The following is a 13,946-nucleotide window of genomic DNA, read 5'->3' as shown; positions in this document are numbered from 1 at the left end:
TTTTGCTAATTTGGGTTAAGGAAAGTTATGAATTTAAGTCCCATCACCTTGGAAGGTCAATTTGTAAAATTAGTGCCGTTAACGCTTGAGCATCGCGATGCTTTGGTAAGCGCAGCTTCGGATGGAAAGCTTTGGGAATTGTGGTTTACCTCGGTGCCCAATGAAGAACGTGTTGACGATTATTTAAGCATGGCGTTTGAACAACAGTCACTTGGTCGCGCATTACCATTTGCTGTTATCGATAAACACACCGATGAGGTGATAGGCTCAACTCGCTTTTGTAATATCGACAGTAAAAACCGCCGTTTAGAAATTGGCTATACCTGGTATGCCAAGCGTTTTCAGCGTACTGGGGTTAATACTGAATGTAAAAAACTGCTACTGAGTTATGCATTTGAAACGCTTAATGTGATTGCTGTTGAGTTTCGTACCCATTGGCATAATCAGGCTTCGCGCAATGCCATTGCTCGCTTAGGGGCGAAGCAAGATGGGGTGCTTCGTAATCACCAAATAATGGCCGATGGCTGCGTACGCGACACCGTGGTGTTTTCAATTATTGATGGTGAGTGGCCTATGGTTAAACGTAGCTTAGAATTCAAATTAGCGCAGTCATATCATGTTAAATACTAAAAAGGCGGCGCTAATACTCGTTTTCACTCTTAGCGGGCAAACAGCCTTTGCAAACCAAACAGAGACACTGTTTGATACACAGCGCACCCGCCATATTCCGGTGATCATTACAGCAGCCGATAGCGAATGCACGGTAAAGGAAAAGTGCCCCGTGGTATTTATTGGAGCAGGCTATGGTATGGCAAACACAGACTATCAATTTGCCCAGCAGGTCTTTCATCAGCATGGTTATTTAACGGTTGAAGTTGCTCATGAGTTAAAAGGCGATCCGAGTTTAAACCCTGAGCCACCCTACATGACCACACGCATGGAAAACTGGCACCGTGGTGTACAAACCCTCGAGTTCTTAGCTACAGAGCTTGCAAAGCGATATCCTGCGTATGACTTTAATCAGCTTACTTTATTTGGTCACTCAAATGGGGGTGATATTGCAGCATTATATGCCGCTATTTATCCCGCTAAGGTTTCTAAGTTGATCACCCTTGATCATCGTCGTATGCTGATCCCGCGAAACAAAAATATTGCTGTACTTACACTGCGTGGTAGCGATTACCCAGCAGATGACAACGTATTGCTAACGCAGCAAGAACTCTCTGTATACCCTGTAACACAAGTTCAGCTTAAAGATTCGCGTCATAACGATATGTATGATGGTGGCCCAAAAGCGCTTGTAGCACGTATGAGTAAAGAACTTAACGCGTTTTTATCTCGCTTTTGATGCTCAGCTAAAACTGAGCATTAATATCCGTGCGAAAATTAAAATAGCCCATCTCGACAAGGTTGTTATACACACCCTCAATATTCAGTGGTAGCCATTGCTGGTACATTTTTAAATGGCTGTATTGAGGCAAGCTTATTTCTTTTTGTAAGGTCGCAAGATTTTTACCTTTTAACATGCCATCGCGCACTGCAGTGTGTAAGTCTTGAATATAGTGTAAATAAGAGACAACATCACCGCGGTTGCCAGTATCTGCATGGCCACCTATAAATGCAGCAAAAGCAGGCTCATTTAACACCGCGTTGGTTGAATGCAGCATGCCATTGATATCGTAGCCAATCAGGTTTTTATATGGCATGCGGCCAAGCACAATCCAATCAACAACATAAAGTACATTGGCAGGCATAAAACGCATACTGACATTACCTCGGCCATTATTGGGCCCATAGTAATTAAGCAGCACGTAGCTATCACCTAAATCGACTTTGAGTGTATCGGTAAATGTAAGATCAGGCAGGGCAGTAGGCACTTTATTTAATTTAAGGTCCTCAGCTGCAAATTGATGAGCGACGACCTTTGTGTTGTTATCGATTAGCTCATTACCGCCCATTGCATGGTCAACATGGCTGTGGCTGTACAGCATGAATTTGATTTCGGCGTTAAAGGTTTTCTTGATATAGTTTTTTAGGTATTTTGCGGCGTCGCTATTGATAGGATCAGTCACCAAGGCAAGGTTATCAACAATCATAAAAGCGCTGTGGTAATGGCCAGCACTAAAGCGGTATACGTTGTCTTTAATATTTTCGACTTTATAGTTTGCTTGCTCTGCTGAGATAACCTGATTGGTAATGAGTATGAGTGCACTGAAAAGTAACATTTGCAGCCTTTTGAACATTAGCGATCCTTTTGCGTTGAAACGTGTCTAGTTGGTCATACCTAAGTTTAGATGATAGTACATATTATACTACTTAAATACTTAGTTGATCTGTATCAAACTTAAGGAGTTAAGCAAGGTGGGAGCGGACATAAGTCCTTATGTTTTTGCCTGTGTTTCTCTATCCTCGCGAAGCGCTATAATGAAGAAATGCTATGCTTAGCACAGACTTCTAGAACCTTATTCACTGGAAAAGACAATGCAACATTTACCTACCGTTGATTATAAAGCGAGCGATGCGGCCGCTCAATTTGTTGAGTCACTAAGAAACACTGGTTTCGGTGTATTAAAAAATCACCCAATCCCTCAGTCATTAGTTGAGTCTATTTACAAAAATTGGCAAGAATTCTTTAATTCTGAGCAAAAGCACGAGTTTTTATTTTCAAAAGAGACACAAGATGGTTATTTCCCACCATCAGTGTCAGAAGTTGCAAAAGGCTTTACCGTTAAAGATATTAAAGAGTACTACCACGTTTATCCAAAAGGCCGTGTTCCAGCACAGCTAGAAGAAGAAATTCGTGAGTACTACCGTTTAGCTAATGAGTTTGCAGCTACATTATTAAGCTGGGTTCAAGCTGAAGCACCAGAAGAAGTGCGCGCTAAGTTCTCTATCGATCTTAAAGATATGATTGCTAACTCAGAGCAAACACTCCTGCGTATTCTTCATTACCCACCAATGACAGGTGATGAAGAGCCAGGTGCAATCCGTGCGGCAGCGCATGGTGACATCAACCTATTAACTGTATTACCTGCGGCGAATGAGCCTGGTTTACAAGTACAAACAACGGATGGCGGTTGGTTAGACGTACCATGTGATTTTGGTAACCTGATCATCAATATTGGCGACATGCTTCAAGAAGCTTCAGGTGGTTACTTCCCATCTACGATTCACCGCGTGATCAACCCAACGGGTAAAGCGTCAACGAAATCACGTATTTCGTTACCATTATTCTTACACCCGCGTCCTGATGTTGTGCTATCTGAGCGCTACACCGCAGACAGCTACCTACAAGAGCGTTTACGCGAGCTTGGTGTTAAGTAAAGATTAGCTATACCCAAACCACCCTGAGGTGGTTTGGGTATATGAGACAAAGCGGCATTTGAGCCGCTTTTTTTATGCCTTAAATTAATCGACCAAGCTCATTATAAAATATGAGTTTGTAAATAATTCCATGCATTATTGACTATCCTAGGTATAATGCGCGCACTTCGCCGTATCGGCTGAATTTTTTAAAGAGAGATAGTATGAGTTTTGATGGGTTAGGTTTATCACCAGCTTTAGTAAATGCAGTTTTAGAAAAGGGCTATGAAGCACCAACGCCTATTCAATCACAAGCTATCCCTGCGATCATTGAAGGCCGCGATGTTATGGCTGCAGCGCAAACTGGCACAGGTAAAACTGCGGGTTTTACGCTGCCGTTAATTGAGCGCTTGTCAAAAGGCCCTAAAGCGGGTGGTAATAAAGTACGAGCATTGGTACTGGCACCAACCCGTGAGCTTGCTTTACAAGTAAGTGAAAATGTTGAGCAATATGCAAAACATTCAAATGTCAGCTCATTTGTTGTTTATGGTGGCGTTAAAATTAACCCACAAATGCTGCGCCTTCGCAAAGGTGTTGATATTTTAGTGGCAACACCAGGTCGCTTGTTAGACCTACATAATCAAAATGCTGTTAAGTTTGATGATTTAGAAGTGCTGATCCTTGATGAAGCCGACCGTATGCTCGATATGGGCTTTATTCATGACATCAAACGTATCATTGCTAAATTGCCTGCTAAACGTCAAAACCTGATGTTTTCAGCGACTTTCTCTGATGAAATTCGTGAACTTGCAAAAGGGCTAATTAACGACCCAGTTGAAATTTCAGTCGCAGCAAAAAACACCACAGCTAAAACGGTTTCGCAGTCTGTTTATGCGGTTGATAAAACACGCAAAACAGCACTACTTAGTCATTTGATCCGTAGCAATGATTGGCAGCAAGTATTAGTATTTTGCCGTACCAAACACGGTGCGAACCGCTTAGTTAAGCAGCTTGAACGCGATGAGATTGTGGGAGCTGCTATTCACGGCAATAAATCGCAAGGCGCTCGCGTTAAAGCGCTCGAAGGCTTTAAATCGGGTGAAGTGCGCGTACTAGTGGCAACTGATATCGTTGCCCGAGGCCTTGATATTGTTGAGCTACCTCATGTTGTTAACTACGATTTACCGAATATTTATGAAGATTACGTACACCGTATTGGCCGTACGGGCCGAGCAGGTGCATCGGGTCATGCTATTTCGTTTGTTACAGCTGATGATGCCGACGATTTATATGGTATTGAGCGCTTTATTGGTGAGCTTATTCCGCGTGCAACAGAAGCTGGCTTTGAGCCGAGTAAGCCGGTTGCTGAAAAGCCGCTAGATACGCGTCCAATCAAGCCTAAAAAGCCAAAGAAACCGAAAAAGCTAAAAGCACAAGATGGTCAAGGCGCAGCAAAACCTGCACAAAAGCCAAAACCTAAATCGCAAAAGCGACCTTCACAAGGTAAATGGCAGGGTAAAGGTAAAGAGCAGGGCCAAAACCAAAAAGGCAGTAATAACGCTAATAAATCGAATAACAACAAACCCACAGGTAATAAACCTGCGGGTAATCGTCAGCGTGTGTCTGGGCCATCTCGACCAAGACGTAAACCCGCTGCGGATAGTTGATAACAGTAAAAACAAAAAACGCGCAATTGCGCGTTTTTGTTTTTCTAAGCGATTAAAAGAGTTTAATGCAATACAAGGTGGCGACACCAATAAAGAGTGTCACGGTGACACTTAATAAAGTGCCCAGCATGACATATTCAGTGAGTTGTTTTTCGCTACTTTCTTTTAAATCACCAAAGCGAAAGATAGATTTTGCTGCCAGTAGAAAGCCCACACCGCCGTATTCACCCAGCAAGATAAAGCTCAACATTAATACCCGCTCTAGCAAGCCAATAAAATGACCCGCAGCAGGAATACTGCCTTCATTGTTGATCTGGATATTGATTTTTTCTAGCATCATGCGAATAAACACAGAGCTTGGGTTAAGCACCAATAAATAAGCTGCAATAACAAACAAGGTATCGAGGGCAATCAGCTTTTGCCATGTTAAGCTATAAAATTCATTTTTATCGGTAAGCCAAACCGTTAGCATTACAATCACAACAAGGTGGGCTAGTTGGTCGAGTATAAAGGGCACCACGCCTTTATTTGAGTACGATTTTGCCAAGTCAATGACATAGTGGCTCAGCATAATCGCCACAGTTGCTAACAATACCCGAGAGAACTCTTGCCAGCCGTAGGTGTATTCCCACAGTGTTAGCACAGCTAAAGAGGTCACGCCATGTGTTAATACGTGCAAGTAGAGTTTGCTGGCACGAAAGTGACGGTTGTTTCTATCATGCACCCAGCTCATTGGTTGCCAATAAAAGTCAGCAAGTAAGTGACCTAGTACTAACGCGGTGAGTAATAGAGCAAAACTGGTCATAACAATCCTTTGAGTGTGGTTTGGCTGTAATTTATAAAGCGCTCGATAAGTTGATAATGGGCTAGGTTGAGTAACTTAGTGACATTCTCTCGGCTAGTATTAAGCTCTTTGGCAAGCTCTGCATGGCTGTTATTTTCGACGGTTAAATAATAAAACAGCGCATTGGCCTGCTTTTGACTCATTTTTTCAAGCAGGACTTCGACAAAAGCAATATTGAGCGCAAAGGCTTCTTCAAGGGTGTTATTTTCAATATTTATCACCAAACGTTGCTGGCCGATGTTATCTAAGCCGCGACCTGATAAGGTATAAGCACTGCCTGTGGCTGTTTTTATATCGGCGCGGGGGTTGTCGAGTGAGCCAATAGCCAAACTTTGTCGTAGTTCGTAATTGGCTGCTTTCATCTGCAAATACAACAAGATGGCAGCATGACACACCAGCTCAGGCTCTGATAGCTGTACTTGCAACGCATCACCTCGGTAAATGGTGAAGCTTGCATTAAAACGCTTGGCAACAAAGCGTAAGCTTTGATCAAGCTGATACAGCATGGCATCGTATTCTTGTTGTGGAATTTTTTGTGATTTAATTAAATCACCACTGATCACCGCAATCATTATGATCCCTTAGATTAAGTAACTTAATTTAGTTACATCGCGATAAGTAACCAAATTTGGTTACTTTGTTTTATGTAACCAATTTAGGTTACTTTTTCGTAAATATCAACCTAGATATGCTACAGTGAACACAAATCACTAAAAACAGAATAATTATGTCAGCAGTTGATAAGCCAAGAGTCGGTATCTTTGTAGATGTACAAAACATTTATTACACCTGTAAAGAAAGCTACAAGAAAAACTTTGATTACAATGCCTTTTGGGCACAGATGAGCGAACGCTACCAAATTGATTGTGCTATTGCGTATGCAATATACCGAGGTGACGAAAAGCAATCGCAGTTTCAAAATATCCTGCGCGCAATTGGTTTTGAGGTAAAACTGAAACCTTTTATTCAGCGCAGAGATGGTAGTGCAAAAGGGGACTGGGATGTTGGCATTACCATTGATATGCTAGAGCATGCCAAGCAGCTTGATAGAATGGTATTACTTTCGGGTGATGGTGATTTTGCGTTATTGCTTGGTCACTTAGCGAATAATTATCAGCTACCGTGTGATGTCTATGGAGCAGAGCACCTCACTGCCGATATATTAAAGCAAGCCGCTGCTGAGTTTCACTGTATTGATGATTCACTGTTGTTATCAAGGTAGAAAAAAATATTCCATTTTAAATAAAATGTTTAACTAAAGTATTATTTGCGCTAAGCTAATATTAGATACAATACTGAGTATATAAAAGCACAGTAACATGGAGCTTTGTCGCTAATTTGCACTCAAAAAAGTAGCGAGAATAAGTTGAGAAGTGATTACTGGACGATTTTTTATTTATTACTCACGAATAATGCTCTTTAGTTTCAAAGTGTTGTAGGTAAATTTTAAACTAATGTGCATTTTTATAAAAAAAGTAATGACAACGCTGTCATTTGTTGTGTAACATTAAATCAACAAAGGTTGAGATCATTTCGCATTCTGATAAGAAAAATAATGCGATTTAAATAAAAACTAAACGAAGGCTAGGGGTCGTTAAATGATGGCGAAGAGTGTGAGTGAGGACCAATTGTTTATTGGTATTGATGGTGGCGGAACAAAATGCCGAGCTACTATCTACTCTGTTAAGCAAGGTGTATTAGGAACCGGCCTTGGTGGCCCCGCGAACCCATTACATGGTTTAGAACGCACGCTTGAATCAATAATGGTCTCAACACAGTTAGCTCTTCGAGATGCTGGATTACCACTTGAGACAGTTCATCAACTGTATGCTGGTTTGGGTCTGGCTGGTGTAAACCTACCTAGCTTGTACGACAAGATTATGGAATGGGACCATCCATTTAAACAAATGTTTCTCACTACCGATTTACATACTGCTTGTATTGGGGCACACGAAGGTAGCGATGGTGCGGTAATTATAACCGGTACGGGCTCATGTGGATTCTCTTGTGTTGCGGGTCATACCACAAACTATGGTGGTCATGGTTTTGCTCTTGGTGATAAGGGCAGTGGTGCATGGATGGGGCTTGAAGCTATAAAAAACGCATTACTTGATTTAGATGGTTTGGGTGAAAAAACAGAGTTAACAGATGTGATTTGTCAGCATTTCTCGGTGGATAATGCCATGGGGATTGTCGAGCAAATGTCAGGGCAGCCTTCGAGTAGTTTTGCCAAATTAGCACGTTATGTATTTGAAGCAGCAAAAAATAACGACCAAGTAGCGATTGAAATTGTTAAGGAAGGAGCTAATTACGTCAGTAAATTAGCACACCGATTACTTGAAAATAACCCTCCACGTTTATCTATGATCGGTGGTTTAGCTGAACCATTAAACTGTTGGCTTGATGAAGATATAGCGAAACGAGTTGAAGCGCCGATTCAACCACCCGAAATGGGCGCTGTGTATTTTGCTCAGCAATCTGTGCTTGAACAAAACCAAGAGGTAAGTTTGTAATGACGATTTATCATGCAAGTAAATTGTTTACCGGTGACGAATTTTTATCTGACGTATATTTTAGCGTCGACAATGGCGTGTTTAAGCGTGTTGAAGCACATGCTGATGCCGTTGCATTAACAGGTTTAGTCGCGCCAGGTTTTATTGATGTACAAGTGAATGGCGGTGGTGGGGCGTTTTTTAACGCTGAACAAACACCAGATTGTTTAGATAAAATAGCCAAAGCACATGGTCAGTTTGGTTCAACAGCGATTATGCCAACGCTGATTACCGACAAAGTCGAAGTCATGGCAAAAGCCGCAGATGCCACTGCACAAGCAATTGCTGAAGGGATCCCGGGCGTTATGGGCGTACACTTCGAAGGACCGCACCTTTCATTAGGGAAAAAAGGCACCCATAGCGAGCAGTTTATTCGCCCAATCACAGAGCAAGAATTTGCGATTTATGCACGCCAAGATCTAGGTATTAAAATGGTTACCTTAGCGCCTGAGAATGTTAGTGCTGAAGATATCGCGCGCCTAGTTGAGTGTGGCGTAAAGGTATCTATTGGCCACACTAATGCGGATTTTGCGACTACCAATGCTGCACTTGCAGCAGGAGCTGATGGATTCACCCATTTATTTAATGCGATGTCAGCGTTTACATCACGAGAGCCGGGTGTTGTTGGTGCTGCACTTTGGGATGATAACAGCTGGTGTGGCTTAATTGTTGATGGTCACCATGTGCACCCTTCATCAGCAAAATTAGCAATTCGCAGCAAACAGCGCGGAAAAATTATGTTAGTCACAGATGCAATGCCACCTGTGGGTACTGACGATATGGAGTTTGATTTCTTTGATGGTCGTAAAGTTATTCGTACTGGCGATCGATTAAATTCAACGACCGGTGAATTAGCAGGCAGCGTACTTGATATGGCAAGTGCGGTGCGTAACACAGTGAATACATTGGATGTTAGCCTTGCTGAGAGCTTACGAATGGCATCACTTTATCCTGCACAATATTTAGGTTTACATAAAAAAGGTCGCTTGCTGAGCGGTTTTGATGCTGATTTTGTTGTGCTAGATGATGACCAATATGTAAAAGCGACATATATAGCTGGTAAAGCTTTGTAAGAACTTCCCTGGAAAAATCCCCGCCGAAGTATCGCGGGGCTTTTTGTATTAAAGGTAAACAATGACAACACAACCAACAAGAAAACGATTGGCATCGCTCGATGCATTGCGCGGCATGGATATGTTTTGGATATTAGGTGGACAGTCACTATTTGCAGCGCTATTCGTTTTAACTGGCTGGACTGGCTGGAAAGTTTTTGAAGCGCATACAGTGCATAGTGTTTGGCATGGCTTCACATTTTACGATCTGATTTTCCCATTATTCATATTCTTATCAGGTGTGGCGATGGGGCTAGCCCCCAAACGCATTGACCATTTACCGTTTGATGAACGCAAAGTGTATTACCGCAAGGCGGGTAAGCGTCTTTTGCTATTGTGCTTATTAGGTATTTTGTATAACCATGGCTGGGGCACAGGGATGCCAATGGCGATGGATGAAATTCGTTATGTCAGTGTGCTTGGACGTATCGCTATTGCATGGTTTTTCTGTGCAATGTTGGTTTGGCACACTAGTTTGCGAACACAAATTATTACTGCAGGCGCTATTTTAGTGGCTTATTGGTTACTGCTTTGTTTTGTGCCAGTGCCGGGTGGCAGTGCTGGCGACCTTTCGGCTGCAGGCAGTTGGAATGCATGGTTTGATGCGCACTTACTACCGGGTATTAGTTATCAAAACCGTGTGGTGGACCCTGAAGGTGTATTGTCGAATATACCAGCGATTGTTAATGCTTTGATGGGCGTGTTTGCAGGGCAATTAGTTGCTCGTGCTCAGCAAATTGGCGAGTGGAAAATGACCGCATTACTGTTCGCCGCAGGGGCGGTAAGTGTATGTTTAGGTTGGTTATGGGATTTACAGTTCCCAGTCAATAAAGAACTTTGGACCAGTTCATTTGTGCTTGTAACCGTTGGCTGGAGTGCCATATTGCTCGCCATATTTTATGCACTGGTTGATATTCTGCCGGGGCAACGCGCTGCGTATCCTTTTGTGATCATAGGTGCGAACTCAATTATTATTTATTTAGCGTCAAGTCTAGTGAATTGGGGTTATGTAAGCCAAAGCGTATTTGGTGGGGTGGTTCGAGCTGTGCCAGAGGCATGGCAACCTCTGATGGCGGTGATTGCGTTATTAGCAGTACAAATGCTGGTGTTGCATTGGATGTATCGTCGTAAGATCTTTGTTAGTGTTTGATAATTATTAAACACTAACAAAAAGAGTAATTTTTTATTCACTTTTACTTTACAAAGATAAGACTAAAAGTGATAATGACAGCGTTGTCATAATGGTTTTAACTACTGTAATGTATCCTGGCAGTGGTTAGTCTAAAACCCAACTCGATTGCACGTGGGGTTGGGTTTTAGAGCCATTTTTTTCAATTTAAATAATTAGAGCTAATCGATATGCAAATAGTAATTCTTGATGATGCAGCCCAAGTTGCAGCGTATGGTGCTAACATCTTTGCTAAACAACTATTAAAAAAACCTGCATCAGTACTAGGCCTTGCAACTGGTTCAACGCCGGTTGCTTTATATCAAGAGCTGATTGCTAAAAATAAAGCTGGCGAGATTTCGTTTAGCCAAGCGACAACATTTAATTTAGATGAGTATTTAGGTTTAACTGGCGAACATCCACAAAGTTACCGCTACTTTATGAATGAACAGCTATTTAACCATGTAGATATCGACAAACAGAACACCCATGTACCGCCGGGTGATGCAGTAAATCCGCTTGTTGCTTGCACTAAATATGAACAAAAAATCACAGCAGCTGGTGGTGTTGATATACAGCTACTTGGTATTGGCCGTAATGGTCATATTGGCTTTAACGAACCTTCTTCAGGTTTGACATCACGCACCCGTGTTAAAACACTGACGAAAGAGACGATTGAAGACAATGCGCGATTTTTTGCAGAAGGCGAATATCAACCGCATTTATCAATCACTATGGGTATTGGTACTATTTTAGAAGCCAAAAAAGTAGTGCTTTTAGCAACCGGTGCAAGTAAAGCTGATGCCGTTCACGCCATGGTAGAAGGCCCGTTAATGGCCAAATGCCCAGCTTCGGCTCTGCAACTTCATAAAGATGCTGTGATCATTATTGATAAAGCAGCCGCAAGTAAATTAGAAGATTTAGAGTTCTATCAGCATATTGAAGCTGAGAACCAAAAACTACAAGCGCACCTCGCGACCTTGTAAAATTGTGAGAGAGAATAAAAAAGCCCTGTTTGGGCTTTTTTTATACGTGTAATAAATTGGGTTTATCATCAGCTTATGGTAGTTTTAGCGAGTAAACTATTTTCAAGGAACGCCATGCTGAATTACTCTCAAATGCCATTGGATCGTGCATCAAATCGCCGTAAAGATCCTAAGTGGTTAAAGGCTCAAATGAATTCTCAGAGTCGCTGGTTATTGGTCAATAACAATCAAAGTTTATTTGTTAAAGACAGTCCTGAAGTGTGTTATTTACGCTTATCTCAAGTCGATCACCTCGATTTATCAAAAGGCATTTTATTGGGGTTAGACGACGACAATGTGGCTCACTTTGCTTTAGATGTCAGCCATGAACCAGACTCACTCATTGAGCCTATGCTCAATGGCGCTGAGTTTATTGATATTCGCAAGTTAGGCCCACAAGTTGAGCTTAAACAAGGGTCTATTGCGGCACTGGCAAGGGGCTTGTGTTTTTGGCACGCAACACACCGTTTTTGTGGGCGTTGTGGTCATGAAAATAATATGGTTGAAGCAGGGCATTCGCGTTTATGTGAAAACCAAACTTGCCAGCATCAAACTTTTCCGCGTACCGATCCTGCCGTGATTATGATCGTGACTAAAACCTTTTCAGACGGAGTTGAGCGCTGCTTGCTAGGCCGTCAAGCAAGCTGGCCAGAAGGCGTTTTTTCAACACTTGCGGGCTTTGTTGACCCAGGTGAAACACTAGAGCAAGCTGTGGCTCGCGAAGTTATGGAAGAAGCTGGTGTTGCGGTGACAGATATTCAATATATCGCTTCACAGCCTTGGCCTTTTCCGTCATCAATTATGTTTGGCTTTATGGCCACAGCGGTTTCAGAAGATATTCAGGTAGATAAAGACGAGTTAGATGACGCAAGATGGTTTAGCCGCGCTGAACTTAATGAATTCGGCCAATGGCATGAACAGGGTAGTCATCTTAAACTAACCCGACAAGATTCTATTTCTCGATTTTTGGTTGAGCACTGGCGCAACCTGTAAAGTACAGCTTGGATAAATTATGACAAAGACAAATAAAAATACCCAAATCGTCTCTGCAGGGCGTAAAAAAGCGTACACACAAGGGGTTGTGAACCCTGTGGTACAACGTGCATCAACTGTGGTATTCGATTCAGTGGCTGATTTAAAAGCTGCGGCGAAGAAGCGTGGCGACAAAACGTTATTCTATGGCCGTCGTGGTACGACGACACATTTTGCTTTGCAAGAAGCAATTGCAGAACTAGAAGGCGGTGAAGGCTGTGCGCTTTACCCATCAGGTGCGGCTGCAATAAGCAATGCGCTGTTATCGTTTGTGAAAACGGGCGATCATATTTTAATGGTGGATGCTGCCTACGAACCTACCCGAGATTTTTGTGACAAAATACTGGCTGGATTAGGGATTGAAACAACCTATTACCCGCCGGGAATTGGCGCGGGTATTAGTGAGCTTATTAAAGAGAACACGCGCGTATTGTTTTTAGAATCACCGGGCTCAATCACCATGGAAGTGCAAGATGTGCCTGCGATGGTTGCTAAGGCAAATGAGCGCGGTGTTATGACTATGTTAGATAACACCTGGGGTAATGGCCTGCATTTTAGACCGCTTGAGCATGGTGTTGATATTAGTATTCAAGCTGCTACAAAATACATTGTTGGTCATTCAGATGTGATGATGGGTGTGGCGGTCGCCAATAAAAAGTATTGGCCAACCCTTCGAGAAAATTCATACCTACTTGGTCAATGTACTTCTGCGGATGATGCCTATTTAGCGCTACGTGGTCTACGTACTATGGCTGTGCGTTTAAAACAGCATGAACAAGCAGCCATTGAAGTGGCTAAATGGCTTGAAACACACCCATTGGTTGATCATATTCGCCATCCGGCCTTTGCAACGTGTCCGGGTCATGAGTTCTTTAAACGAGACTTTGATGGCAGTAATGGCTTATTTTCATTTGTAATGAAGCAAGGTAATCAACACGCGATTGATGCGTTTTTAGATAGCCTGCACCATTTTAAAATGGGCTTTTCTTGGGGCGGTTATGAGAGCTTAGTCACGGCAAACCTGAGTATGAAAGGGCTTCGCTCTGAAACAGGTTGGTCGCAAGGCCCGGTAATTAGGCTACACATTGGTCTTGAAGATGTGGCTGATTTACTAGCCGACCTTGATCAAGCACTGGCTGTGTACGAAAGCCACCTTTAGGTAAAAGGTTTATACTTTGTTACATAAGACCCGCTTGTCGGGTCTTTTTTTTCTGGTAATTCAAGCTGTTTCAACTTAGTGTAA

14 protein-coding genes are annotated in these 13,946 nt (G+C 42.5%); 11 read left to right on the top strand and 3 right to left on the bottom strand.

Translation table 11 applies throughout. The features are described from left to right. Positions 1–27 precede the first annotated feature (27 nt). Positions 28–630 (top strand): GNAT family N-acetyltransferase, encoded by a 603-nt coding sequence (locus ACSFVZ_RS03615; protein ID WP_435558125.1) that lies wholly within the window; start codon positions 28–30, stop codon positions 628–630. Continuing rightward, positions 617–1,348 (top strand): alpha/beta fold hydrolase, encoded by a 732-nt coding sequence (locus ACSFVZ_RS03610; protein WP_435558124.1) that lies wholly within the window; start codon positions 617–619, stop codon positions 1,346–1,348. Before ACSFVZ_RS03615 ends, ACSFVZ_RS03610 begins: the two co-directional genes overlap by 14 nt. A gap of 7 nt (positions 1,349–1,355) precedes the next feature. Here the strand turns inward: ACSFVZ_RS03610 and ACSFVZ_RS03605 are convergent, their stop codons facing one another. Then, on the bottom strand, positions 1,356–2,243 hold the full coding sequence (locus ACSFVZ_RS03605; protein WP_435558123.1) for an MBL fold metallo-hydrolase: 888 nt from the start codon (positions 2,241–2,243) through the stop codon (positions 1,356–1,358). Positions 2,244–2,481: 238 nt separating this feature from the next. Here ACSFVZ_RS03605 and ACSFVZ_RS03600 point away from each other — a divergent pair, with 238 nt between their 5' ends. Further along, entirely contained in the window at positions 2,482–3,324 is an 843-nt protein-coding gene (locus ACSFVZ_RS03600; protein WP_135924192.1) for an isopenicillin N synthase family dioxygenase, read from the top strand. Positions 3,325–3,527: 203 nt separating this feature from the next. Continuing rightward, positions 3,528–4,970, top strand: coding sequence for a DEAD/DEAH box helicase (locus ACSFVZ_RS03595; protein WP_435558122.1), 1,443 nt, complete (start codon positions 3,528–3,530; stop codon positions 4,968–4,970). Between the two features lie 52 nt (positions 4,971–5,022). Here the strand turns inward: ACSFVZ_RS03595 and ACSFVZ_RS03590 are convergent, their stop codons facing one another. Together ACSFVZ_RS03590 and ACSFVZ_RS03585 are read right to left on the bottom strand one after the other, a co-directional pair. Beyond that, positions 5,023–5,775, bottom strand: a complete 753-nt coding sequence (locus ACSFVZ_RS03590; RefSeq protein WP_135924194.1) for a DUF3307 domain-containing protein — start codon at positions 5,773–5,775, stop codon at positions 5,023–5,025. After that, a complete protein-coding gene (locus ACSFVZ_RS03585; RefSeq protein WP_135924195.1) occupies positions 5,772–6,386 on the bottom strand; it encodes a hypothetical protein in 615 nt (204 codons plus the stop codon). Before ACSFVZ_RS03585 ends, ACSFVZ_RS03590 begins: the two co-directional genes overlap by 4 nt. Positions 6,387–6,541: 155 nt before the next feature. On the opposite strand from ACSFVZ_RS03585, the gene ACSFVZ_RS03580 reads away from it, so the two are divergent. From ACSFVZ_RS03580 to ACSFVZ_RS03550, 7 genes are all read left to right on the top strand, one after another. Then, positions 6,542–7,036 (top strand): LabA-like NYN domain-containing protein, encoded by a 495-nt coding sequence (locus ACSFVZ_RS03580; RefSeq protein ID WP_135924196.1) that lies wholly within the window; start codon positions 6,542–6,544, stop codon positions 7,034–7,036. A gap of 376 nt (positions 7,037–7,412) precedes the next feature. Next, positions 7,413–8,327: an N-acetylglucosamine kinase gene (nagK, locus tag ACSFVZ_RS03575; protein ID WP_135924197.1), complete on the top strand. Its 915-nt coding sequence runs from the start codon at positions 7,413–7,415 to the stop codon at positions 8,325–8,327. Further along, positions 8,327–9,439 (top strand): N-acetylglucosamine-6-phosphate deacetylase, encoded by a 1,113-nt coding sequence (gene nagA / locus ACSFVZ_RS03570; RefSeq protein WP_435558121.1) that lies wholly within the window; start codon positions 8,327–8,329, stop codon positions 9,437–9,439. Before nagK ends, nagA begins: the two co-directional genes overlap by 1 nt. Positions 9,440–9,500: 61 nt before the next feature. Further along, entirely contained in the window at positions 9,501–10,628 is a 1,128-nt protein-coding gene (gene nagX, locus ACSFVZ_RS03565) for a transmembrane glucosamine N-acetyltransferase NagX (protein ID WP_435558120.1), read from the top strand. 209 nt (positions 10,629–10,837) lie between these two features. Then, entirely contained in the window at positions 10,838–11,632 is a 795-nt protein-coding gene (gene nagB, locus ACSFVZ_RS03560) for a glucosamine-6-phosphate deaminase (RefSeq protein WP_435558119.1), read from the top strand. A gap of 114 nt (positions 11,633–11,746) precedes the next feature. Next, positions 11,747–12,664 (top strand): NAD(+) diphosphatase, encoded by a 918-nt coding sequence (gene nudC / locus ACSFVZ_RS03555; RefSeq protein ID WP_435558118.1) that lies wholly within the window; start codon positions 11,747–11,749, stop codon positions 12,662–12,664. Positions 12,665–12,683: 19 nt separating this feature from the next. Beyond that, on the top strand, positions 12,684–13,862 hold the full coding sequence (locus ACSFVZ_RS03550) for a cystathionine beta-lyase (protein ID WP_435558117.1): 1,179 nt from the start codon (positions 12,684–12,686) through the stop codon (positions 13,860–13,862). Positions 13,863–13,946: the final 84 nt, after the last annotated feature.

The sequence above is a fragment of the Pseudoalteromonas nanhaiensis genome, from assembly GCF_051235485.1.
In the GTDB taxonomy this organism is placed as follows: Bacteria; Pseudomonadota; Gammaproteobacteria; order Enterobacterales; family Alteromonadaceae; genus Pseudoalteromonas; species Pseudoalteromonas lipolytica_C.
The sequence above is the reverse complement of the archived record's forward strand: the minus strand, read 5'-3'. Positions and strand labels throughout refer to the sequence as shown.

Coding starts and splice junctions, on each gene's coding strand:
- ACSFVZ_RS03615 (WP_435558125.1), top strand. CDS start 28: ATGAATTTAAGTCCCATCACCTTGGAAGGTCAATTTGTAAAATTAGTG.
- ACSFVZ_RS03610 (WP_435558124.1), top strand. CDS start 617: ATGTTAAATACTAAAAAGGCGGCGCTAATACTCGTTTTCACTCTTAGC.
- ACSFVZ_RS03585 (WP_135924195.1), bottom strand. CDS start 6,386: ATGATTGCGGTGATCAGTGGTGATTTAATTAAATCACAAAAAATTCCA.
- ACSFVZ_RS03590 (WP_135924194.1), bottom strand. CDS start 5,775: ATGACCAGTTTTGCTCTATTACTCACCGCGTTAGTACTAGGTCACTTA.
- nagX (WP_435558120.1), top strand. CDS start 9,501: ATGACAACACAACCAACAAGAAAACGATTGGCATCGCTCGATGCATTG.
- nudC (WP_435558118.1), top strand. CDS start 11,747: ATGCTGAATTACTCTCAAATGCCATTGGATCGTGCATCAAATCGCCGT.
- nagA (WP_435558121.1), top strand. CDS start 8,327: ATGACGATTTATCATGCAAGTAAATTGTTTACCGGTGACGAATTTTTA.
- nagB (WP_435558119.1), top strand. CDS start 10,838: ATGCAAATAGTAATTCTTGATGATGCAGCCCAAGTTGCAGCGTATGGT.
- ACSFVZ_RS03595 (WP_435558122.1), top strand. CDS start 3,528: ATGAGTTTTGATGGGTTAGGTTTATCACCAGCTTTAGTAAATGCAGTT.
- nagK (WP_135924197.1), top strand. CDS start 7,413: ATGATGGCGAAGAGTGTGAGTGAGGACCAATTGTTTATTGGTATTGAT.
- ACSFVZ_RS03580 (WP_135924196.1), top strand. CDS start 6,542: ATGTCAGCAGTTGATAAGCCAAGAGTCGGTATCTTTGTAGATGTACAA.
- ACSFVZ_RS03550 (WP_435558117.1), top strand. CDS start 12,684: ATGACAAAGACAAATAAAAATACCCAAATCGTCTCTGCAGGGCGTAAA.
- ACSFVZ_RS03605 (WP_435558123.1), bottom strand. CDS start 2,243: ATGTTCAAAAGGCTGCAAATGTTACTTTTCAGTGCACTCATACTCATT.
- ACSFVZ_RS03600 (WP_135924192.1), top strand. CDS start 2,482: ATGCAACATTTACCTACCGTTGATTATAAAGCGAGCGATGCGGCCGCT.